The sequence below is a fragment of the Pseudomonas sp. DF5 genome, assembly GCF_058148225.1.
The window spans coordinates 14,351-35,853 of the sequence record NZ_JBYVYM010000006.1; the positions used below are offsets into that span (position 1 = coordinate 14,351).

Below are 21,503 nucleotides of genomic sequence, written 5' to 3' on the forward strand. Positions count from 1 at the left end.
GGGCGGGAAATAACTGAAAACAGGCCCTAGCGGTGGCTAAAGCTGTGCAGGGCCTTTTCGATGCATTGAGCGGTTTTGCCGAACGCCTGCACGGTGATTTCCGAGAACGGCCCGCCGCCCTGATCCGCCACCACGATCATGATCACCCGGCCGTTGTTGACCAGTGAGCGCAGCAGCAGGTGTTCGCCACTGAACTGGTTACGCAGGCTGGCTGGCAGCAGGGCCGAGAACTGTGCATTGTTGGCTGGCGTCAGGCGCACCTGGGCCTGTTGCGCGAGCAGGCGTTGCAGCACGGTGCTCTGGCTGACCACCAGGTTCAGGCCGGCCACTTCCTTGGGCAACCCGGCGGTCTGGTGCACACGCAAATTGGCGTGCGTGCGGTCGGCCATCAGAATCATCACCCGCCGCATGCCGCACGCAACCAGAGCGTCCCGGGCCGATGTGGTCAAGTGCATGGCATTGGTGAAGCGGCTCGGCTCCACCAGCAATTCGGCGCATTGCTTGCGCCACTTCGCCAGGTCTTCGGCGGTCGGCGCCGGGGCGGGCAGCAAACCGGCATGAACGCGGTGCGCACCCGGTGGCCAGATCAGTGATTCGGCCGGGTGCCAGAGGTCCGGCATGGCGTGTTGGCGAGCGCTGTTGGCAGCCTGCTGGTGCAATTGTTGCTGCACCTCATCCATCGGCATTTGCAGGTAAAGGCTGGTCAGGTATTGCCAGCGCTCGCAGTGGGGACTGTCCCAGGCCTGTTGTGCCGCCAGCGCCAGACCGTTGGCCAGCAGCACGGTATTGGCGGGCTGATTGAGCCAGCGGCGCAACGTAGGGTCGTCATCGAGACGGTTTTGTTGGCGCAATGGGTGATCGCTGTCGCGCGCGATACGCAGGACTTTCACCAGCTCACGTTGCTCGCTGCGCAGCAACCGATAACCTTGCTGCACCCAGATCGGCAGACGCCAGACGTCCACCAGTGCCAGGCAGATTTCCAACAGGCGAACACCGAATAATTGCTTCTCGACTTTGCGTGCCGATTCGCCTTTATGGATGACCCGCAGCTCCCACTCTTCGAGCAGCTGCGGATGGGTCAATGCCATGGGCCAAAGCGGCGAGAGAAATAGCAAGCTGCCCCAGTGGATGTCCTGCCACAGTCGCGCCAGACGACTGGCGAAAAAACCGTTGGCCTGTTGAGTGGCGTGCTGGCTGATCAGTTGAAGCTGGCGCAGGGCGACGGGGATCTGCGATTGGGGTTCGGCGGGCAGGCGCTCGAGCAATTCTTCGGTGCGTTTCAAACCGAGGCGATTGATCGCCACCTCGAGGTTTTCAGCAGGCTCGGTCATGCTGCCATGGGTGTGGCGGTTGGCTTCGCGAATCACGCTCAAGGCCAGGGCCGGGCTTTCCTGCATCAGTTCAGCGATGTCGCGCAGCGAGCTGCGGTTATCGCGGATAGCTTTGCAGACCCGATCATGACTGGCTTGCGGTACCGGCAGGCGCACGCCATCGAGAAGCTTGACCCAGCCTTCAAGCGTGGTTGGTATTGGCGTTGGGACGTTCGTTTCGTTAGCCATGTCTGGACGCGATCATCGTCTGCTTTACCTATGCCCTGAACGGGTCAAATTAGCTTTTCGCCTTAACTGGCTATAGTCTGGCGCAGTTTTGCCGATAAGTAGAAGAAGAGATTTTTTAACTTCCGAATATGACCTTGAACCCGACTCAGTAAGTGCTCTCCTACCTATGGCTAAAATTATCGGCATCATCGTCGTATTCGCGAGCGTGCTCGGCGGATACGTGCTTTCCCACGGCAAGATTGCCGCCCTCATCCAGCCTTTCGAGGTGATGATTATCGGTGGCGCGGCCCTTGGCGCCTTCCTGCAGGCAAACCCCGGTCACATGACGATGCACGTGCTCAAGAAGTCCTTGGGCATGTTCAGTTCGCGTTTCAACCACACCTTCTACCTGGAAGTGCTGGGGCTGATTTACGAGATTCTCAACAAGAGTCGTCGCGAAGGCATGATGGCGATCGAAGGCGACATCGAAGATGCCGCCGCGAGCCCGATTTTCGCCAAGTACCCGGCGGTTCTGAAAGATGAACGCATGACCGCGTACATCTGCGATTACCTGCGCATCATGTCCTCCGGCAACATGGCTCCCCATGAGCTGGAAGGCCTGTTCGACATGGAACTCTACAGCCTCAAGGAAGACCTCGAGCACCCGTCCCATGCAGTGAACGGCATCGCCGATGCCATGCCCGGTTTCGGTATCGTCGCGGCAGTATTGGGGATCGTGGTGACCATGGCATCCCTGGGCGAAGGCGACCAGAAATCCATCGGTCTGCACGTGGGTGCGGCACTGGTCGGTACCTTCTTCGGTATTCTCGCGGCCTACGGTTTCTTTGGCCCGCTGGCCCACTCCCTGGCTCACGATGCCAAGGAAGAACTGAACGTCTACGAAGCCATCAAGGCCTCGCTGGTGGCTTCGGCCTCCGGGATGCCGCCGTCGCTGGCGGTGGAATTCGGCCGCAAGGTTCTGTACCCGGCGCACCGTCCTAGCTTCGCTGAGCTGGAACAAGCGGTTCGCGGTCGTTAAGTCATGGAAAATAACCAGCCGATAATCATCAAGCGCGTCAAGCGCATCGCCGGAGGGCATCACGGGGGCGCCTGGAAAATCGCCTTCGCGGACTTCGCGACGGCGATGATGGCGTTCTTCCTGGTGTTGTGGCTGCTGTCCACCGCGACGCCTGAACAGAAGATCGCCATCGCCGGTTACTTCAAGGACCCGGTCGGGTTTTCCGAAAGCGGTACGCCGTACATCATCGACCTGGGCGGCACGCCGACCCTGGCGCCGGAGAACACCCTCAACCCGGAGGTGAAATCTCAGCCGCAGCCAGACAAGGTGACCATCGACGCCGAGCAGGTTGAAGGCATGGCCGAGCAGGTCGAGAAGGAACGCCTGGAGTTGTTACTGCAAGAGTTGCAGAACAAGGTCAATGAAAACCCGCAACTGCAGAAATTCAAGGACCAGATTCTCTTCGAGATCACCCAGGACGGTTTGCGCATCCAGATCATGGACGCCGAAAACCGCCCGATGTTCGACTCCGGCAGTGCGCGTCTGAAGCCGTACTTCGAAGACATCCTGCTGGCCATGGCCGACACCATCAAAGCGGTGCCGAACAAGATCAGCATCAGCGGTCACACCGATGCCAAGCCGTACTCGGGCACCGGCGATTTCGGCAACTGGGAACTCTCGGCCAACCGTGCCAACGCGGCTCGTCGTGCGTTGGTTGCCGGCAGCTACCCGGACGCACAAGTGGCGCGCGTCGTGGGCTATGCCTCGTCGGCACTGTTCGACCGGGAGAACCCGTTCAACCCGGTCAACCGCCGGATCGACATCGTGGTGCTGACCAAGAAAGCCCAGCGAGCCATCGAAGGCGAACAAGGTGCCGAACCGGCGCCAGCGCCGACGCAAGGGCAGGGTGGTCCGGGCGAAGTGCCGGCGCCGCCAGCCGATCCGAACGCATTGCCGGCGGATAAAGAGCCGCTGCCGGCACACGAACTTCGTGAGCGTTTGAATCTGTTTGATAATCCGGTGCCGAAGCCGGGCGAACCGCCCAAACCCGCTCTACCGCCCAAGCAATAACCTGCAGAAAAGCCACCATGAGTGGCTTTTCTGTTTCTGGCTGCGTCACTGCAGCGTCGCAATGACTCGACTCACTGCAAGTTTGTTTTCGGAATCATGGAAGATCAGTAATGGAAAGACTCAAGTCCTATTTTCAGCAGCATGGCAATGCTCCCTTCAAGTTTGGTGAAGGGCGGGTCAGTGGCTACATCTCAGCCACGCTCGGGCTATTGAGCCTGCTGGCGGTCTTCTGCTTTCTCTTTCCCGAATGGCTGACCACCGCCGAACTGCGCAAGGTGTACGACGAACAGTTTGCGCGCACCACGCTATTGCTCGGGCTGGTACTGTCCTTCAGTCTGGGCACCCTGAATATCCTGCTCAACAAGCGAAAGCGCTTGGGGATCACCGGACTTGTCGCCTCGGGGCTGGCGGTGTTTCTCGGCGGCACCAATGTGCAGATCAGCTCGATTGGGCAGACACCGTACTCGCTGGGGCTGGACTGGTTCGTCCTGGCTCTGCTGGTGTCGGCCATCGTCTTTATCCCCCTGGAAAAACTCTATTCCAAGGACCCCGAGCAAAACATTCTGCGTCCACACTGGCGAACTGACCTGACCTACTTTTTCGTCAGTCATATGCTGGTGCAGTTCATCCTGATTTTCATCACTGCCTCGTCGAGTTTTATGGCTGGTTGGGCTGTGTCGACGGATTTGCAGGCCAGCGTACAAAGCCTGCCGATCGTTGTGCAGTTTTTGCTGGCGGTGCTGGTGGCCGACCTCGGTCAGTACTGGCTGCATCGGCTGTATCACGTCGTGCCGTGGTTATGGCGCATCCATGCCGTGCATCACTCAAGCACGCACATGGATTGGCTCGCCGGTTCGCGTGTCCACTTCATCGAGATTCTGCTGACCCGCACCGGCGTGCTCGTGCCTTTGATGCTGCTGGGTTTTGCACCCCAGGCGTTGAACGCCTACGTGATTCTGGTCGGCGTACAGGCCGTACTGGCCCACGCCAATGTGCGGATCAACGGCGGCTGGCTGAACTATGTGATGGTCCTGCCGCGTTATCACCATTGGCATCATGCCCGGCACAAGGATTACATCTACAAGAACTATGCGATCCATACGCCGCTGGTGGATATGCTGTTCGGCACCTTCAAGTTGCCCCCCAAGGAGTGGCCGACGCGCTACGGGGTTTTTGGCAAGGACTTGCCGGGCGGTATCCTGCGTCAGCACTTGTACCCGTTTCAGAAGCCTGAGCTGAAGAGCGTCGAACCGAAACCGCCGGCAGCGGTTTCCTGAGGTCTAGACCTGAATGTGTTATGACCACTGCTATTTCAATGAGCCAGGTGTGAATTATCAAACCGATCGCGCGAACTTTTGGAATTTGCCGTGATGAAATATTTGACTGCGGTTTTGGTCCTGGCTTGGGCAGTCGTACCTTCCAATAGTTGGGCCAAGGATGATCCGACCAACTCCCCACAGGCAGGCGGGCGCACCTACGCGCAAAATTACAAGGATATGGTGCTGGCAGACTGCATCGCTACAGCCTACAAGAGCGAACCTGAAGCCGCCCAGGATGCCGGAAGCAGTGCCAGTGCGCTTATGGATTGGACCTATTTCGACCTGGAGCAAGCACCTCAAGCTGGTAGATCTCTGGTTGACCAGTTTCTGGCTCGTGATTATCACAATCCACTGGTCGAATCAGAGCGAAAAGGTGTTCGTTTTGAGCTGCTCAAATGCCTGGACCTGTATCACAGCAAAGAGTTGGACAGCCAGGTCAGGCAACTGGTCATCAATCCCCAGCACACCTATCGTCAGGACAACCCGCCACGGCCCAAAAAGGATTGAACTGCGAAATACAAGAAAGCCGCGATCATCGCGGCTTTTTTGCGCCAGTCAGAAACCCCGTCGAATGCGGCTCTTGAGCTGGTCGTGAAAGAGCTCAGCATTGCGTCTGTAGGTGCCGTAAAGGGATTCGCTGATCGAATCCAGCGTCATGGAGCGCTTGGTCGCCACTTCTTCACGGTAGGCATCAATGAAAAAATCCAGATCCTTGTCAGTGCTGAGCTTTGGCCATTTATCGAGGTACAGCGGCAGTTCCGCCGGTTCGGTCTTGAATGAGCAGATCCGCCGGTTGCTGATGGTCGCTTCGCCGATTTCGAACGGTACCCACCACGAGAGCGCAGTCTTGTCAGAGACCACCGCCATCAGATGCGTGCATGCGGTGATGTTGCGGGTGATGACCCCGGTGATGTCGTCGGTGGTCTGTGATTCCGGATCGAGCACGTCGAAGTAGGTCTTGATGTTGGCCTGTATCAGACGGCTGTTGATGGCGATCGCGTGGGGGCGATCCACGTGACGGTAGCTGATGAATACGGGCATCAGAAATGTCCTTTGAGGGCGAGTTCGCGGTAATAGGCGCCGAGTGCCGTGAGGCGGCAACCGGTGGAGTTGATGGCCGCGTAGTACATGTGTTCGGCGTCCACCGGTTCGATCAGACTGTGGCGGTTGCACTTTTGCAGTTGCTTGAAGACGTCGCCGTGCTCCGGGTCGAACGTCGCTTCCGTGGGCTCGTAGCTGGGGTCGAGGGGGAACACGGACTCTGCTTCGGCGAACCAGTCGGGCAGTTTGCGCAGGATCTCCTTGGGGATCAGTGGCGACACTTCGCGCAGGGAAATGAACTGCGATACGTTGGTTTTGAATACCGGACGCTGCTCCCAGGCGTCGAGGGCATTGTCGACAAACGAATAGAGGCTGCCGGGGGTGATCTTGCCGAGAATGTTCGCCGCGCCGCCGTGCAGGGCCTGGAGCAATAACCCGGTGAACACGCCGTGTTGCGCACCCTCCATGGCCGGCTCTTCCTTTTTGCAGGCGGTAAGAATCGTCATGCCTTCGCCGACCATGCTGCTTTCGCTGCGCAACGCGCGCACCTGGCCAGCCGAGCCGCTCTGGCAACAGTCGAGAATGATCACTTTGTTTTTGATCTTGGTGGCTTTGGTCGCCCAGTTGAGGATGTCGCTGATGCGAATTCCGTCCTTGGCGTTTTTGTAGTCCTGCGGGATCAGCATGCCTTCGTCGGTATCGGCGTCAAAGCCGCCATGCCCGGCGAAGTACAACAGCGCGACATTGCAGTCACCGGAAAACAGCTCGCGGATCTGGTCTTCGAGTTTTTCCCGGCTCAGGTAATCCTCAGCAGAGGTCAGCACGATGTTCTTGAAGTTCGGATCGCCGTTGGCGTCGGTTTTCAGCACGGAAGCCATGGCGATGGCGTCATTGCTGCAGCCGCTCAAGCGCGAAACATGGGTGTAGTCGTTGATACCGATAAACAGTCCCTTGCGCATGATCACACCGCCGTATGCAGGCGAATCGCACTGACGATGCTCTTGGTGTTCCACGCACATTCGGCGTGTGCGGCCTCGCGCACTACGTTGGAAATCCGCTCGGCGCCGAACGGTTTGATCGCGATGATCACCTTGCCCATGCGTTTGGCGATCTCGATTTCCTTGTTGATCCACTTGCTGTAGGTCGAATACATCCCGGCCATGATCAGCACTGCCGAGCAGGGGCGAATCTTGTTTTCGATGGCTTCTTCGAGCTGCTTGTCGGTGCGGGCGCCCATGATCGGGTTGTGCGGTGGCACCGAGAAGTTCTTGAAACTGAAGTCCGGCTGTGCGCCCAGCAGGCGGACCAGATTGTCGTGGGCGTCTGAATAGTTCCACGAGTGGCTGATGAACAAATGATAGGTTTGCATGGGTGTCCCTCGGTATCGCCAATGTGCGAAGAGGGTTTTGAATGTATGCAGTTGAATGGCCGAAACAAGGGCTTCGCGGTGAAAGAGAAGTGCCCTTCAAACAGGCGTGCGGACGCCCTACAGAAATATCTGATGTTTAAGTCGACGGGTTGTTTTGTAGGTGGTTACGAGCAGCCAGCCGTCCCATTGATGTCGGGGCGGCTGGAGCGTCTGTTTAATAGCTGTTTTCAGGCAAACTGGCGATGATCGACCGGTAGCTGTTCATCCGTTGCTGCTGCACGCGGCCATCTTCCAGGGCCTTGAGCAGGGCACAGCCCGGTTCGCGGTCGTGTTTGCAGTCGCGGAAGCGGCAGGTGCCGAGCAGGTCGTTGAACTCGATGAAGCCGGCTTCGACGTCGGCACGGCTGACGTGACCCAGGCCGAACTCGCGGATACCCGGGGAGTCAATCAACTCACCGCCACCGGGGAAGTGGAACAACCGCGCGGTGGTGGTGGTGTGGGTGCCCTGGCCCGACAGCTCGGACAGCGGGCCGACGCGGGTTTCGACTTCCGGCAACAGGCTGTTGACCAAAGATGATTTGCCGACACCGGACTGGCCGACGAACACACTGATGTGCCCGTCCAACAGTTTTTGAAGTTGTTCCATGCCGTTGCCGTGGTGCGCCGACACTTCCAGCACCGGGTAACCCAGCGTGCGGTAAACCGCCAGCAAGGCATTCAGCGCCGGGGCGTTCTGCTCGTCGATCAGGTCGAATTTGTTCAGCAGCAGCAACGGGCGGATACCCGCGTGTTCGGCGGCGACCAGATAACGGTCGATCAGGTTGGCGTGAGGCTCGGGCAGTGGGGCGAAGACGATGACGATCATGTCGACGTTGGCCGCCACCGGCTTGAGCTGACCACGGCTATCCGGGCGGCAGAGCTCGGTTTTGCGCGGCAGTTGCGCCACGATCACGCCGATGCCCTGGTTGCCGGCACGCCACACGACCTGATCGCCGGTCACCAGCGCCGGCAGGTTGGCGCGCAAGTGACAGCGGAATACCTGGCCGGCCAGCTCGCCATCGAGGGCTTCGACTTCAACCTGTACACCGAAGTGCGCGATCACCAGGCCCGTCTGTTCCGGACCCAGGTCGCCACCCTCAAGTGCCTCGACAGCCGAGGACTCGCGTTTGGCGGCGCGGGCAGCGCGCTCGCCCTGAATCTTTTCGATGCGCCAGTTTTGACGACGATTGAGTTGGCGTTTGGCCATGGGTGTTCCGTATCGAGAATGCAGCGATTAGGTAAAACGGCCGCGAGTTTAGCACGCCCTGCTGCCGGCCTAGGCTAAACTGCGCACCTACGCCGAGGAGCCGACATATGCAGAACCCGCAGAACCTGATCTGGATCGACCTGGAAATGACCGGGCTGAACCCTGATACCGACGTCATCATCGAGATGGCCACCATCGTCACCGACAGTAATTTGAACACCTTGGCTGAAGGTCCGGTGATCGCCATCCATCACAGCGACGAGATCCTCGCCGGTATGGACGAGTGGAATACCCGTCAACACGGCGGCTCCGGACTGACCCAACGGGTTCGCGACAGCCGCATCAGCATGGCCGAAGCGGAAGCCGAGACCATCGCCTTCCTGGAGAAATGGGTGCCGAAGGGCAAGTCGCCGATCTGTGGCAACAGCATCTGCCAGGACCGTCGCTTCCTTTATACCCACATGAAGTCGCTGGAAAGCTATTTCCACTACCGCAACCTCGACGTGTCGACCCTCAAGGAGTTGGCCGCGCGTTGGGCACCGGACGTGCGCGACAGCTTCAAAAAGGGCAGCACCCACTTGGCCCTGGACGACATCCGCGAATCGATCGCCGAGCTGCAGCACTACCGCAAGAATTTCATCAAGTTCTGATTCAGCGGGGCCTGCACTGGCCTCATCGCGGGCAAGCCCGCTCCCACAAGGTTGTTCGCCGACCCTGTGGGAGCGGGCTTGCCCGCGATAGCGTCCGCCCAGTCACCCTGTGATCGTGCGAGGTGAAAGTTCTTGGGTGCGCTCTTTTGGTGCTTCAGTGAAGTGAGTAGACTGCGCGCCTTCTTGTAAGGACCGCCACCATGTTACTGATGCTCTACCTGATCGCCATTACCGCCGAAGCCATGACTGGCGCCCTGTCTGCGGGGCGTCGCGGCATGGACTGGTTTGGCGTGGTATTGATTGCATGCGTCACGGCGTTGGGCGGCGGTTCGGTGCGTGACATGTTGCTTGGCCATTACCCGCTGACTTGGGTCAAACACCCGGAATACCTGGTGCTGACGTCAATCGCAGCGATGTTCACCGTCTTTGCGGCGCGCTGGATGCGCCATCTGCGCTCGCTGTTTCTGGTGCTCGACGCCGTGGGCCTGGTGGCGTTCACCCTGATCGGCTGTATGACCGCCCTGGAAATGGGTCACGGCATGCTGGTGGCCTCGGTCAGCGGCGTGATCACCGGGGTATTCGGTGGCATCCTGCGGGACATCTTCTGCAACGACATCCCGCTGATCTTTCGCCGCGAACTCTACGCCAGCGTCTCGTTTGCCGCGGCGTGGTGCTATTTATTCTGTGTCTATCTGCAATTGCCGGGTGAACAGGCAATTCTCATCACCCTGTTCGGCGGCTTCCTGCTGCGCTTGCTGGCGATCCGTTTCCACTGGGAAATGCCCAAGTTCGTTTATAACGACGAAGCCTGACCCTACGCGAGTCCGTGTTGTTTCAGTGCCCATTCCACGTGTTCGCGCACCAGTTCCGACGGATAGTCCCGTCGGGCCTTCAGCGCTTCCAGTACCGGAATGCTCGATGGCGCGTTACCCAGGCCGACCGCCAGATTGCGCAACCAGCGCTCATAACCGGCCCGACGCAGCGGCGAACCTTCGGTGCTGCTGAGGAATTTTTCTTCGTCCCACATGAACAGTTCGGCCAGTTCGGCGTTGTCCAGGTTGTGCCGGGGTTTGAAATCGCTTTCCCCGGAAGGCCGGGCGAAGCGGTTCCACGGGCAGACGATCTGGCAGTCATCGCAACCGAACACCCGATTGCCGATCAGCGGTCGTAAATCTTCAGGAATCGCGCTTTTCAGTTCGATGGTCAGGTACGAAATGCAGCGACGGGCGTCCAGCACGTAGGGGCCGACGAAGGCGTTGGTCGGGCAAATGTCCAGGCAGGCCGTGCAGCGACCGCAGTGCTCGGTGGCGTGGGGCGGGTCCACCGGCAGCGGCAGGTCGACGAACAGTTCGCTGAGGAAGAAGTAACTGCCGGCCTTGCGATTCAAGACCAGCGTGTTTTTGCCGATCCAGCCCAGGCCAGCCTGTTCGGCGATGGCCTTTTCCAGCACCGGGGCGCTGTCGACAAAGGCGCGGTAGCCGAACGGGCCAACCACTGCCTGGATTTTTTCCGCCAGTTGTTGCACGCGTTTACGAATTAATTTGTGGTAGTCGCGGCCCAAGGCATAACGCGAGACGTAGGCTTTTTCCGGTTGGGCCAGCCGTTGCGCCATGTGCGTGTCGCCCGGCAGGTAGTCCATGCGCAGCGAAACCACGCGCAGGGTGCCCGGTACAAGTTCTTCCGGGTGCGAGCGTTTGCTGCCATGGGCGCCCATGTAATCCATTTCGCCGTGGTAGCCAGCGGCGAGCCAGCGCTCCAGGTGCTGCTCATGCTCGGCCAGGTCGAGGCCGCTGATGCCGACTTGTTGAAAGCCCAGCTCGCGGCCCCAGTCCTTGATGGATTGGGCGAGGGCGGGCAGGTCTGTAGTAATAGCGGGCATGAGGCGAGAGAAACCGGAGCTGAGATGCGTATAATTCTGCCAGACATCGGAGCCTGAAGACGCATGCCGCACACTAAAGATGAATTACCCGACGCGCTGTATAGCGCCGCGCAAGTCCGAGGGCTCGATGCGAGCGTGATCGCGGCCGGTACACCGGGCTTCGAATTGATGCAGCGTGCGGCACGGGCGACCTGGCGTGCGTTGGTCCGCCATTGGCCGGCGGCGCACGAATTGAGTGTGGTGGCCGGCCATGGCAATAACGCAGGCGACGGTTATCTGGTGGCCGTGCTGGCCCGACGTGCCGGCTGGCATGTGCGGGTGCTGGCCGCCGGCGACCCCGGGCGTTTGCAGGGCGATGCCGCGTCGGCCCATGCCGAGGCGGTGGCCGAAGGCGTGGCCATTCAAGGCTGGACCCCGCACTCCGAGTTGCGCGGCATTGTGCTGGATGCCTTGCTCGGCACCGGCCTGACCGGTGAAGTGCGCGAGCCGTTCGCCAGCGTCATCGCCGCGATCAATGCCAGTGGGCTCCCGGTTGCGGCGGTGGATATCCCCTCGGGGCTGTGCGCCGATACAGGTCGCCAGCTCGGCATTGCGGTTCGAGCGGACCTGACGGTGACGTTCATCGGTTTGAAGGTGGGGCTGTTCACCGGTGACGCGGCGGATGTGGTGGGCGATTTGGTATTCAACGATCTGCACGTCGCCACCGAGACATTTATTGGGGCCGAGATCAGTGCGCGTCGCCTGACGGCCGGTAATGTGCCGCGTCTCACCGGCCGCGCTCCAACCGCCCACAAAGGCAAGTTCGGCCACGTATTGCTGATCGGCGGTGATCGCGGTTTTGGCGGCGCCATCCTGCTCAGTGCACAAAGTGCCCTGCGCAGCGGTGCCGGCATGGTGTCCTTGGTCACGCGCAGCGAGCACGTTCCGGCCGCCCTGGCGCGTTTGCCGGAAGTCATGGTGCTCGGCACGTCGTCGGCCAATCAATTGATGGGCCTGCTGGAGAAGGCCACGGTGCTGGTCGTCGGCCCGGGGCTGGGGCAGGGCGCCTGGGGGCGCAGTCTGTTGTCGGCGGCGGCCAATGCGTCGCTGCCACAAGTCTGGGATGCCGATGCGTTGAACCTGTTGGCCGAAGGTGGCGTGAGCTTGCCCGCAGGTAGTGTCATCACGCCGCATCCGGGCGAAGCGGCGCGATTGCTGGGGATATCGACAGCTGCCGTACAGGCAGACCGTCCGGCTGCCGCCCATGCGTTGAGCAAAAAATATACAGCGGTGGTGGTGCTCAAGGGCTCTGGCAGCCTGATCGCCTGCCCCGATGGGCGTCTGGCGCTGTGTCATCAGGGCCATCCGGCCATGGCGTCGGCCGGGTTGGGTGATGTGCTGGCCGGTCTGGTGGGCGCCTTGCTCGCTCAGGGCCTGGACGCGTATGACGCGGCCTGCCTGGCGGTCTGGCTGCACGCCAATGCCGGTGAGCAACAAGGTAAATTCGGCCGCGGGCTGGCGGCCAGTGATCTGATTCCAGCCATTCGTCAGTTGTTGGAGGAGCAAGTACCGTGTCTGAAGTAACCCTGTACCTGGCCGATGAACAGGCCATGAGCGATTTTGGCGCACGTATCGCCAAAACCACCGGAGGGCACGGTCTGATCTTTCTTGAAGGGGATCTGGGCGCGGGGAAAACCACGCTGTCCCGGGGCATCATCCGTGGCCTGGGGCATACCGGCGCGGTAAAAAGCCCGACCTTCACTCTGGTCGAGCCTTACGAGATCGGCGCTGTCCGCGCCTTCCATTTCGACCTCTATCGATTGGTCGACCCCGAGGAGCTGGAGTACCTCGGCATCCGCGACTATTTCGATGACGACGCATTATGTCTTATTGAATGGCCCCAGAAGGGTGCAGGCTTTTTGCCAAAGCCCGACCTGACCATTACCATTAGCCCGCAAGACAGCGGGCGTTCGCTGAGAATTTTGTCCCAGGGCTCGCGTGGCGAGTCGTGGTGTGCCGCTTTGGCATTGGAATCCAATTAAATGATGGGGTTAGGTATGCGCTTTCGCGCGTTGGTTGCTGCCGTAGGGGTGTTGTTTTTGGCGGTGACCGTCGACGCTGTGGCCGAGACGAAGGTCAACAGTGTTCGCCTGTGGCGGGCGCCGGATAACACTCGGCTGGTGTTCGACCTGACGGGGCCTGTCCAGCACAGCGTCTTTACCCTGACCGCACCGGATCGGCTGGTAATCGACATCAATGGCGCGACGCTCGGCTCGCCGCTGAACGTCTCCACGGCCAATACGCCGATCACGGCAATGCGTTCGGCTCAGCGTACGCCGACCGATTTGCGGGTGGTCATCGACCTGAAAAAAGCCGTAACGCCGAAAAGCTTCACCTTGGCGCCGAACGCCCAATACGGCAATCGCCTGGTAGTCGACCTGTTCGACAACGCGGCCGACGCCGCGCCACCGCCTGCGCCAACACCGTCTGTGGCCACGGTACCCGCCGTACCCGTCACGCCGTCCGAGCCTTCGATCAAGCTGCCACCCGCACCGGCTGGCAAGCGCGACATTATCGTGGTGATCGATGCCGGTCACGGCGGCGAAGACCCGGGCGCCTCGGGCTCTCGCGGTCAGCGTGAAAAAGACGTGGTGCTGGCCATCGCCCGTGAACTGCAGCGTCAGGTCAATGGCATGAAAGGTTTCCGCGCCGAACTGACCCGTACCGGCGACTACTTCATTCCATTGCGCGGCCGTACCGAAATCGCCCGCAAGAAGGGCGCCGACCTGTTCGTTTCGATCCACGCCGACGCCGCGCCGTCAGCCGCTGCGTTCGGTGCCTCGGTGTTTGCCTTGTCTGACCGCGGCGCTACGTCGGAGACCGCCCGTTGGCTGGCCGACAGCGAAAACCGTTCCGACTTGATCGGTGGTGCCGGTAACGTCAGCCTCGACGACAAGGACCGGATGCTCGCCGGCGTGCTGCTCGACCTGTCGATGACCGCTTCCCTGACTTCCAGTCTGAACGTTGGCCAGAAAGTCTTGAGCAACATCGGTCGCGTCACGCCGCTGCACAAACAACGTGTCGAGCAAGCCGGGTTCATGGTGTTGAAGTCGCCGGACATCCCGTCGATCCTGGTGGAAACCGGGTTCATCTCCAACGCCAACGAAGCCTCGAAACTCGCGGCATCGAGCCACCAGCAGGCGCTGGCGCGCTCCATCAGCAGCGGCGTGCGGCAGTTCTTCCAGCAGAACCCACCGCCGGGCACCTACATTGCCTGGCTGCGCGATTCCGGCAAGATCGCCCAAGGCCCGCGTGACCATCGCGTGAGCCCCGGCGAAACCCTGGCGATGATCGCTGTGCGTTATCAGGTGTCTGCGGCCACCTTGCGCAGTGCCAACAACTTGCAAAGTGACGAACTGAAGATTGGTCAGACGTTGACCATTCCAGGCACTGAACTGGCGGCCAAAGAATGAACCAGGTGCTGACCAACACGGCGCGTATCGAGCTACTCAGCCCGCGGCTGGCGAACCAGATTGCTGCTGGTGAAGTGGTTGAGCGCCCGGCCTCGGTGATCAAGGAGTTGCTGGAAAACAGCCTCGACTCCGGCGCCAAACGCATCGATGTCGATGTGGAGCAGGGCGGTGTCAAACTGCTGCGGGTGCGCGACGATGGCAGCGGCATTTCCGCCGATGACCTGCCTTTGGCCCTGGCCCGTCACGCCACCAGCAAGATTCGCAACCTGGAAGACCTCGAACAGGTCATGAGCCTGGGGTTTCGTGGTGAGGCGCTGGCCTCCATCAGTTCCGTGGCGCGTCTGACCCTGACTTCCCGCACTCGCGACGCCGATCAGGCCTGGCAGGCGGAAACCGAAGGCCGGGACATGGCGGCTCGCGTGCAACCAGCGGCCCATCCGGTGGGCACTTCGGTGGAAGTGCGCGATTTGTTCTTCAATACCCCGGCGCGCCGCAAGTTTCTCAAGACCGAAAAAACCGAATTCGATCACCTGCAAGAAGTGATCAAGCGTCTGGCGCTGGCGCGGTTCGATGTGGCGTTCCATCTGCGTCACAACGGCAAAACCATCCTCAGTCTGCACGAAGCCCATGATGACGCGGCCCGCGCCCGGCGTGTGGCGGCGATCTGTGGGGCGGGCTTTCTGGAGCAGGCGCTGCCGATCGAAATCGAGCGCAATGGCCTGCATTTGTGGGGCTGGGTCGGATTACCGACCTTCAACCGCAGCCAGGCGGATTTGCAGTATTTCTTTGTGAATGGCCGTGCCGTGCGCGACAAACTGGTGGCCCACGCGGTGCGTCAGGCTTATCGCGACGTGCTGTTCAACGGTCGGCACCCGACATTCGTGCTGTTTTTCGAAGTCGACCCGGCGGGCGTCGACGTCAACGTACACCCGACCAAACACGAAGTGCGTTTTCGTGACGGGCGCATGGTCCACGACTTCCTATACGGCACCTTGCACCGGGCCTTGGGCGATGTGCGGCCGGAAGACCAACTGGCCGCGCCTGTCGCGACGGCCATGGTCCGGCCGACCGGTATCGAAGCCGGAGAGTTCGGGCCACAGGGCGAGATGCGTCTGGCGGCCAATGCGCTGCTGGAGCAGCCCCAGGCCCAGCCGTCCTTCAATACCCCGGCGGGTTCTGGCGCCGGTGCCGGTTATCAGTATCAATACACCCCGCGGCCTCAGTCCGGCGTGCCCGTCGCCGAAGCTCAGGCGGCCTATCGTGAGTTCTTCGCGCCGTTGCCCGAGGCCAATGCGGTCGCGCTGCCGGCCGGGCAAGATGACATTCCGCCGTTGGGCTATGCACTGGCGCAGCTCAAGGGCATCTACATTCTTTCGGAAAATGCCCAGGGCCTGGTGCTGGTGGACATGCATGCCGCCCACGAGCGGATCATGTACGAGCGCCTGAAAGTCGCCATGGCCAGCGAGGGATTGAGCGGTCAGCCGTTGCTGGTGCCGGAATCCCTGGCGGTCAGCCAGCGCGAAGCCGATTGCGCCGAAGAAAACGTCGCCTGGTTCCAGCGTCTGGGGTTTGAATTGCAGCGCCTTGGCCCGGAAACCCTGGCCATCCGGCAAATCCCCGCGTTGCTGAAACAGGCCGAGGCCAACCGACTGGTTAGCGATGTGCTGGCGGATTTGATGGAATACGGCACCAGCGACCGGATTCAGGCGCACCTGAACGAACTGCTCGGCACCATGGCCTGCCACGGCGCGATTCGCGCGAATCGGCGCCTGGCCTTGCCGGAAATGAACGGCCTGCTGCGGGACATGGAAAACACCGAGCGCAGCGGTCAATGCAACCATGGCCGACCGACCTGGACCCAACTGGGCCTGGACGATCTGGACAAACTGTTCTTGCGCGGTCGTTGATGAGCCAGTTCCCTCCCGCGATTTTCCTGATGGGGCCGACGGCTGCCGGCAAGACCGACCTGGCCATCGAACTCACCAAGGTCCTGCCCTGCGAGCTGATCAGTGTCGATTCGGCGCTGGTTTATCGCGGCATGGACATCGGCACCGCCAAACCCTCCAAAGACATCCTGGCCGAATTCCCCCATCGTCTGATCGATATTCTCGACCCGGCCGAGAGTTATTCCGCCGCGGATTTCCGTCGCGATGCGTTGCAAGCCATGAGCGAGATCACCGCGCGGGGCAATATTCCGCTGCTGGTGGGCGGCACAATGCTCTATTACAAGGCTTTGCTCGAGGGTCTGGCAGACATGCCGGCGGCCGATGCGGACGTTCGTGCGCAAATCGAAGAAGAGGCTGCACGCCTTGGCTGGCAAGCCCTGCACGATCAATTGGCAGTGATCGATCCGCAATCCGCGGCGCGAATTCACCCGAATGATCCGCAGCGCCTCAGTCGTGCACTGGAAGTTTATCGCGTCAGCGGTCAGAGCATGACTGAGCTACGCTTGCGACAATCTGCGCAAAGTACTGAAGCAGCCGCTTCGGGACTGCAACAATTGCCCTATACTGTCGCGAACTTGGCCATCGCTCCGGCAAATCGCCAGGTACTGCACGAGCGCATTAAACAAAGATTCACAAATATGTTGGAACAGGGATTCATCGACGAGGTCGTAGCCCTGCGAGATAGAGGTGACTTGCATTCCGGGTTGCCGTCTATACGTGCTGTAGGCTATCGACAAGTCTGGGATTACCTGGATGGCAAGCTGACGCAAGCCGAGATGCAGGAGCGTGGAATCATTGCCACGCGCCAATTGGCGAAGCGCCAGTTCACCTGGCTGCGCAGTTGGGCTGATTTACACTGGTTGGACAGCCTCGATTGCGACAATCTGCCGCGCGCCTTGAAATACCTCGGGACCATCTCCATATTGAGCTGAGTCCTTGCAATTGCCGTCTATCCTTGGGGGTGTGACGGCCCCAAGCCATCTGTTTACCTATTTTTATATTGAATCCTTAAAGGAGTGCGGCACATGTCAAAAGGGCATTCGCTACAAGACCCTTACTTGAATACTTTACGTAAAGAGAAAGTGGGGGTTTCCATCTACCTGGTCAACGGGATCAAACTGCAAGGCACGATCGAGTCTTTCGACCAGTTCGTTATCCTGCTGAAAAACACCGTTAGCCAGATGGTTTACAAACACGCTATCTCTACAGTGGTGCCGGTTCGTCCAATTCGTCTGCCTAGCGCAACCGAATCCGAAGCAGGCGACGCTGAGCCAGGTAACGCCTGATAGGAGTCTCCTTTGTTCTTTGAGCGCCACGGTGGTGGTGAGCGGGCAATTCTCGTTCACTTGGATGGTCAGGACCCTGAGGCGCGCGAAGATCCGCAGGAGTTTCAGGAGTTGGCAATTTCGGCTGGTGCCGAGACCGTCGCGTTTTTTAACGTGCCGCGTCATCGGCCAACCGCCAAAACCCTGATCAGCAGCGGCAAGGTCGAAGAGTTACGCGACCTGGTCAAAGCCGAACAGGTCGATCTGGTGATTTTCAATCACATCCTCACGCCCAGTCAGGAACGTAACCTCGAACGTATTTTCGAGTGTCGCGTGATCGATCGCACGGGTCTGATTCTCGATATTTTCGCGCAACGCGCTCGCACCCATGAAGGCAAGCTCCAGGTCGAACTGGCCCAGCTTGAGTACATGAGTACGCGACTGGTTCGCGGCTGGACTCACCTTGAGCGGCAGAAGGGTGGTATCGGCCTGCGCGGCCCGGGTGAAACCCAGTTGGAAACCGACCGGCGCCTGTTGCGGATTCGTCTGCGTCAGATCAAGGGGCGCCTGGAAAAGGTCCGCAGCCAGCGCGAGCAGTCTCGTCGCGGGCGCAAGCGTGCTGACATTCCGACGGTTTCACTGGTGGGTTATACCAACGCCGGCAAATCGACGTTGTTCAATTCGGTCACCGATTCCGACGTTTTTGCCGCCAACCAGCTATTCGCGACCCTTGACCCGACCTTGCGCCGACTCGAGCTCGATGACCTCGGGCCGATCGTGCTGGCCGACACCGTGGGCTTCATTCGTCACCTGCCGCACAAACTGGTCGAAGCATTTCGAGCTACGCTCGAAGAGTCGAGCAACTCCGACCTGCTGCTGCACGTGATCGATGCGCACGAGCCTGATCGTATGGCCCAGATCGAACAGGTCATGGTGGTGCTCGGGGAGATCGGGGCACAAGACTTGCCGATCCTTGAGGTATACAACAAACTCGATTTGCTCGAGGGGGTTGAGCCGCAGATCCAGCGCGATGCCGATGGCAAGCCGCAGCGGGTCTGGTTGTCGGCCAAGGACGGTACCGGCCTGGACTTGCTCAAGCAGGCAGTGGCGGAACTGTTGGGCAGCGATTTGTTTGTTGGCACCTTGCGCTTGCCGCAACGTTTTGCTCGACTGCGTGCGCAGTTTTTCGAACTCGGTGCGGTGCAAAAAGAAGAACACGACGAAGAAGGCATCAGCCTGCTGGCCGTTCGCTTGCCACGGATCGAATTGAATCGACTCGTGAGTCGCGAAGGTCTGCAACCGATGGAATTCATCGAGCAACACACTTTGCAATAAAAGCCTGAGAAAGCGGTTGTGCCGCGGTGACAGGCATTCTGTAGCATTGGTCGGCGCGCCGTGGGTGCGTCTTTGCTTTATCAGATGGAGAGCGCTATGGCTTGGAATGAGCCGGGTGGCAACTCGAATAATCAGGATCCTTGGGGTGGCAAGCGCCGCAATAACGGCGACCGCAAGGGACCACCGGATCTCGACGAGGCCTTCCGAAAGCTGCAGGAAAGCCTGAACGGGTTGTTCGGTGGTGGCAAGAAACGCGGTGACGAGGGCGGTGGTCCGGGCAAGAGTGGCGGCTTTGGCGGCCTGCTCGGCATCGGTCTGACCGTGCTGGCGGCCGTGTGGCTGTACAGCGCTGTCTACGTGGTCGACGAGCAGGAGCAGGCCGTGGTGCTGCGCTTCGGCAAATACTATGAAACCGTCGGCCCGGGCCTGAACATCTATTTCCCGCCGATCGATCGCAAGTACCTGGAAAACGTCACGCGTGAGCGTGCCTATACCAAGCAGGGTCAAATGCTGACTGAAGACGAAAACATCGTCGAAGTGCCGCTGACCGTGCAGTACAAGATCAGCAACCTGCAGGACTTCGTGCTGAACGTCGATCAGCCGGAAATCAGCCTGCAGCATGCGACCGACAGTGCCTTGCGCCACGTGGTGGGTTCTACCGCCATGGACCAGGTGCTGACCGAAGGTCGTGAATTGATGGCCAGCGAAATCAAGGAACGTCTGCAACGTTTCCTCGATACCTATCGCACCGGTATCACCGTCACTCAGGTCAACGTACAGAGCGCTGCTGCACCGCGTGAAGTCCAGGAAGCCTTCGATGACGTGATCCGCGCCCGTGAAGACGAGCAGCGTTCGCGTAACCAGGCTGAAACCTATGCCAACGGCGTCGTGCCGGAAGCCCGTGGTCAGGCCCAGCGCATCCTCGAGGATGCCAACGGTTACCGCGACGAGACCGTCTCCCGCGCCAAGGGTGAGGCCGACCGCTTCACCAAGCTGGTGGCCGAGTACCGCAAGGCGCCTGAAGTTACCCGTCAGCGTCTGTACCTGGACACCATGCAGGAAATCTTCAGCAACACCAGCAAGGTTCTCGTGACCGGCAACAAGAATGGCCAGAGCAATCTGCTGTATCTGCCGCTGGACAAGATGGTCGAGGATGGTCGCCGCACCAGCGCTCCGGTGACCGGCGCGGCAGCCAGCAGCAATGAAGTGAATGTGCGTGCGGCAGCTGATCTGCAGCAACAGCAGGCACGTACCAGGGAGAGTCGCTGATGAGCAATAAATCGCTGATCGCCCTTATTGTCGGCGTCGTCGTGGCGATCGTTGCCTGGAACTGCTTCTACATCGTGGCTCAGACCGAGCGCGCGGTGTTGCTGCAGTTCGGTCGCGTGGTCCAGGCCGATGTTCAGCCAGGCCTGCATGTGAAAGTGCCTTACGTTAACAAGGTGCGCATATTCGACGCGCGCCTGATGACGCTGGATGCACCGACACAGCGCTTCCTGACGCTGGAAAAGAAAGCCGTGATGGTCGATGCCTACGCCAAGTGGCGCGTGAAAGATGCCGAGCGCTTCTACACCGCGACTTCCGGCCTCAAGCAGATTGCCGACGAGCGTCTGTCCCGTCGTCTGGAGTCGGGCCTGCGTGACCAGTTCGGTAAACGCACCCTGCACGAAGTGGTGTCCGGTGAGCGTGATGCTCTGATGGCAGACATCACCGCTTCGCTGAACAAGATGGCAGAAAAAGAGCTGGGCATTGAAGTTGTCGATGTCCGGGTCAAAGCCATCGACCTGCCGAAGGAAGTGAATCGCAGCGTGTTCGAGCGTATGAGCACCGAGCGTGAGCGTGAAGCTCGCGAGCACCGCGCCAAGGGTAACGAGCTGGCTGAAGGCATCCGTGCCGACGCCGACCGTCAACGCCGCGTGCTGCTGGCTGAAGCCTATCGTGAATCCGAAGAGGTTCGTGGTGATGGTGACGCCCAGGCTGCTGCGATCTACTCCAAGGCATACGGCCAGGATCAGGAGTTCTACGCGTTCTACCGTAGCCTGCGTGCCTACCGTGAAAGCTTCGCGAACAAATCCGACGTCATGGTCCTGGACCCGAGCAGTGACTTCTTCCGTTACCTGGAAAAAGCCAAGCCTTGATACGACGTTGACCTGAATCATCCCCCGCCTGGCGGCTAAAGCCTCGGGCGGGGTGATCCTTTGGGAAAACGTGTGTATGATGCGGCAGCCGGGAAATTCCCGGCTTTTTTGCGTCTGCACGTTTGATTGCTGTTTTTATGCAGGCGCCCGAGTTGAATGACTCGACAGGTTTTTCGAGGAAAGTGGTTGGCGAAGCCGGTTCCAGGCTTTTCGCCACGTTGTTCATGCGCGGGGTT

General features: G+C 60.1%; 21 protein-coding genes. 15 read left to right on the forward strand and 6 right to left on the reverse strand.

From position 1 onward, the window contains the following. Positions 1–26 precede the first annotated feature (26 nt). Positions 27–1,559: an HDOD domain-containing protein gene (locus AC30D7_RS07410; RefSeq protein ID WP_490133598.1), complete on the reverse strand. Its 1,533-nt coding sequence runs from the start codon at positions 1,557–1,559 to the stop codon at positions 27–29. 166 nt (positions 1,560–1,725) lie between these two features. Here AC30D7_RS07410 and motA point away from each other — a divergent pair, with 166 nt between their 5' ends. The 4 genes from motA (at position 1,726) to AC30D7_RS07430 (ending at position 5,453) form a co-directional block, all read left to right on the forward strand. Further along, positions 1,726–2,577: a flagellar motor stator protein MotA gene (gene motA / locus AC30D7_RS07415; RefSeq protein WP_490133599.1), complete on the forward strand. Its 852-nt coding sequence runs from the start codon at positions 1,726–1,728 to the stop codon at positions 2,575–2,577. Between the two features lie 3 nt (positions 2,578–2,580). Further along, the gene (gene motB, locus AC30D7_RS07420) at positions 2,581–3,627 is read left to right on the forward strand and encodes a flagellar motor protein MotB (protein WP_490133600.1); all 1,047 of its coding nucleotides are present in this window, start codon (positions 2,581–2,583) and stop codon (positions 3,625–3,627) included. Between the two features lie 110 nt (positions 3,628–3,737). Beyond that, positions 3,738–4,904: a sterol desaturase family protein gene (locus AC30D7_RS07425; protein WP_490133601.1), complete on the forward strand. Its 1,167-nt coding sequence runs from the start codon at positions 3,738–3,740 to the stop codon at positions 4,902–4,904. A gap of 93 nt (positions 4,905–4,997) precedes the next feature. Beyond that, positions 4,998–5,453, forward strand: coding sequence for a type VI secretion system amidase immunity protein Tai4 (locus AC30D7_RS07430; RefSeq protein ID WP_490133602.1), 456 nt, complete (start codon positions 4,998–5,000; stop codon positions 5,451–5,453). A gap of 48 nt (positions 5,454–5,501) precedes the next feature. On the opposite strand, the gene AC30D7_RS07435 is transcribed toward AC30D7_RS07430, so the two are convergent. The 4 genes from AC30D7_RS07435 to rsgA form a co-directional block, all read right to left on the reverse strand. After that, positions 5,502–5,987, reverse strand: coding sequence for a toll/interleukin-1 receptor domain-containing protein (locus tag AC30D7_RS07435; RefSeq protein ID WP_490133603.1), 486 nt, complete (start codon positions 5,985–5,987; stop codon positions 5,502–5,504). Beyond that, a complete protein-coding gene (locus AC30D7_RS07440) occupies positions 5,987–6,946 on the reverse strand; it encodes a caspase family protein (protein WP_490133604.1) in 960 nt (319 codons plus the stop codon). Before AC30D7_RS07440 ends, AC30D7_RS07435 begins: the two co-directional genes overlap by 1 nt. Positions 6,947–6,948: 2 nt before the next feature. Continuing rightward, positions 6,949–7,356: a TIR domain-containing protein gene (locus AC30D7_RS07445; RefSeq protein WP_413697137.1), complete on the reverse strand. Its 408-nt coding sequence runs from the start codon at positions 7,354–7,356 to the stop codon at positions 6,949–6,951. Positions 7,357–7,570: 214 nt separating this feature from the next. Beyond that, positions 7,571–8,602, reverse strand: a complete 1,032-nt coding sequence (gene rsgA, locus AC30D7_RS07450) for a small ribosomal subunit biogenesis GTPase RsgA (protein WP_018928510.1) — start codon at positions 8,600–8,602, stop codon at positions 7,571–7,573. 107 nt (positions 8,603–8,709) lie between these two features. On the opposite strand from rsgA, the gene orn reads away from it, so the two are divergent. Continuing rightward, entirely contained in the window at positions 8,710–9,252 is a 543-nt protein-coding gene (gene orn, locus AC30D7_RS07455; RefSeq protein ID WP_019582197.1) for an oligoribonuclease, read from the forward strand. A gap of 200 nt (positions 9,253–9,452) precedes the next feature. Next, positions 9,453–10,064: a trimeric intracellular cation channel family protein gene (locus AC30D7_RS07460; protein WP_490133605.1), complete on the forward strand. Its 612-nt coding sequence runs from the start codon at positions 9,453–9,455 to the stop codon at positions 10,062–10,064. A gap of 2 nt (positions 10,065–10,066) precedes the next feature. Here AC30D7_RS07460 and queG read toward each other — a convergent pair whose 3' ends face one another. Beyond that, on the reverse strand, positions 10,067–11,131 hold the full coding sequence (gene queG, locus AC30D7_RS07465) for a tRNA epoxyqueuosine(34) reductase QueG (protein ID WP_490133606.1): 1,065 nt from the start codon (positions 11,129–11,131) through the stop codon (positions 10,067–10,069). A 63-nt stretch (positions 11,132–11,194) separates the two neighbouring features. On the opposite strand from queG, the gene AC30D7_RS07470 reads away from it, so the two are divergent. The 9 genes from AC30D7_RS07470 (at position 11,195) to hflC (ending at position 21,267) form a co-directional block, all read left to right on the forward strand. Continuing rightward, positions 11,195–12,694: an NAD(P)H-hydrate dehydratase gene (locus AC30D7_RS07470; RefSeq protein ID WP_490133607.1), complete on the forward strand. Its 1,500-nt coding sequence runs from the start codon at positions 11,195–11,197 to the stop codon at positions 12,692–12,694. Beyond that, positions 12,682–13,152: a tRNA (adenosine(37)-N6)-threonylcarbamoyltransferase complex ATPase subunit type 1 TsaE gene (gene tsaE / locus AC30D7_RS07475; RefSeq protein ID WP_490133608.1), complete on the forward strand. Its 471-nt coding sequence runs from the start codon at positions 12,682–12,684 to the stop codon at positions 13,150–13,152. The genes AC30D7_RS07470 and tsaE overlap by 13 nt, the downstream gene beginning before the upstream one ends. Further along, positions 13,153–14,583, forward strand: a complete 1,431-nt coding sequence (locus AC30D7_RS07480) for an N-acetylmuramoyl-L-alanine amidase (RefSeq protein ID WP_019582199.1) — start codon at positions 13,153–13,155, stop codon at positions 14,581–14,583. Beyond that, positions 14,580–16,490, forward strand: a complete 1,911-nt coding sequence (gene mutL, locus AC30D7_RS07485) for a DNA mismatch repair endonuclease MutL (RefSeq protein WP_490133609.1) — start codon at positions 14,580–14,582, stop codon at positions 16,488–16,490. Before AC30D7_RS07480 ends, mutL begins: the two co-directional genes overlap by 4 nt. Next, positions 16,490–17,461, forward strand: a complete 972-nt coding sequence (miaA, locus tag AC30D7_RS07490) for a tRNA (adenosine(37)-N6)-dimethylallyltransferase MiaA (protein WP_490133610.1) — start codon at positions 16,490–16,492, stop codon at positions 17,459–17,461. The genes mutL and miaA overlap by 1 nt, the downstream gene beginning before the upstream one ends. Positions 17,462–17,554: 93 nt before the next feature. After that, positions 17,555–17,815 (forward strand): RNA chaperone Hfq, encoded by a 261-nt coding sequence (gene hfq / locus AC30D7_RS07495; protein ID WP_007902656.1) that lies wholly within the window; start codon positions 17,555–17,557, stop codon positions 17,813–17,815. A 12-nt stretch (positions 17,816–17,827) separates the two neighbouring features. Continuing rightward, a complete protein-coding gene (gene hflX, locus AC30D7_RS07500; protein ID WP_253417031.1) occupies positions 17,828–19,129 on the forward strand; it encodes a ribosome rescue GTPase HflX in 1,302 nt (433 codons plus the stop codon). A gap of 96 nt (positions 19,130–19,225) precedes the next feature. After that, entirely contained in the window at positions 19,226–20,398 is a 1,173-nt protein-coding gene (gene hflK / locus AC30D7_RS07505) for an FtsH protease activity modulator HflK (RefSeq protein WP_105340474.1), read from the forward strand. Then, positions 20,398–21,267: a protease modulator HflC gene (gene hflC / locus AC30D7_RS07510; RefSeq protein WP_007939589.1), complete on the forward strand. Its 870-nt coding sequence runs from the start codon at positions 20,398–20,400 to the stop codon at positions 21,265–21,267. The genes hflK and hflC overlap by 1 nt, the downstream gene beginning before the upstream one ends. Positions 21,268–21,503 lie beyond the last annotated feature (236 nt).

Bases quoted from the DNA above. Each gene is read 5' to 3' on its own strand.
- hflK (WP_105340474.1), top strand. From the start codon at position 19,226: ATGGCTTGGAATGAGCCGGGTGGCAACTCGAATAATCAGGATCCTTGG.
- AC30D7_RS07440 (WP_490133604.1), bottom strand. From the start codon at position 6,946: ATGCGCAAGGGACTGTTTATCGGTATCAACGACTACACCCATGTTTCG.
- AC30D7_RS07430 (WP_490133602.1), top strand. From the start codon at position 4,998: ATGAAATATTTGACTGCGGTTTTGGTCCTGGCTTGGGCAGTCGTACCT.
- AC30D7_RS07425 (WP_490133601.1), top strand. From the start codon at position 3,738: ATGGAAAGACTCAAGTCCTATTTTCAGCAGCATGGCAATGCTCCCTTC.
- AC30D7_RS07445 (WP_413697137.1), bottom strand. From the start codon at position 7,356: ATGCAAACCTATCATTTGTTCATCAGCCACTCGTGGAACTATTCAGAC.
- AC30D7_RS07470 (WP_490133607.1), top strand. From the start codon at position 11,195: ATGCCGCACACTAAAGATGAATTACCCGACGCGCTGTATAGCGCCGCG.
- AC30D7_RS07460 (WP_490133605.1), top strand. From the start codon at position 9,453: ATGTTACTGATGCTCTACCTGATCGCCATTACCGCCGAAGCCATGACT.
- rsgA (WP_018928510.1), bottom strand. From the start codon at position 8,602: ATGGCCAAACGCCAACTCAATCGTCGTCAAAACTGGCGCATCGAAAAG.
- AC30D7_RS07410 (WP_490133598.1), bottom strand. From the start codon at position 1,559: ATGGCTAACGAAACGAACGTCCCAACGCCAATACCAACCACGCTTGAA.
- motB (WP_490133600.1), top strand. From the start codon at position 2,581: ATGGAAAATAACCAGCCGATAATCATCAAGCGCGTCAAGCGCATCGCC.
- hflC (WP_007939589.1), top strand. From the start codon at position 20,398: ATGAGCAATAAATCGCTGATCGCCCTTATTGTCGGCGTCGTCGTGGCG.
- AC30D7_RS07480 (WP_019582199.1), top strand. From the start codon at position 13,153: ATGATGGGGTTAGGTATGCGCTTTCGCGCGTTGGTTGCTGCCGTAGGG.
- hfq (WP_007902656.1), top strand. From the start codon at position 17,555: ATGTCAAAAGGGCATTCGCTACAAGACCCTTACTTGAATACTTTACGT.
- motA (WP_490133599.1), top strand. From the start codon at position 1,726: ATGGCTAAAATTATCGGCATCATCGTCGTATTCGCGAGCGTGCTCGGC.
- AC30D7_RS07435 (WP_490133603.1), bottom strand. From the start codon at position 5,987: ATGCCCGTATTCATCAGCTACCGTCACGTGGATCGCCCCCACGCGATC.
- queG (WP_490133606.1), bottom strand. From the start codon at position 11,131: ATGCCCGCTATTACTACAGACCTGCCCGCCCTCGCCCAATCCATCAAG.
- mutL (WP_490133609.1), top strand. From the start codon at position 14,580: ATGAACCAGGTGCTGACCAACACGGCGCGTATCGAGCTACTCAGCCCG.
- orn (WP_019582197.1), top strand. From the start codon at position 8,710: ATGCAGAACCCGCAGAACCTGATCTGGATCGACCTGGAAATGACCGGG.
- miaA (WP_490133610.1), top strand. From the start codon at position 16,490: ATGAGCCAGTTCCCTCCCGCGATTTTCCTGATGGGGCCGACGGCTGCC.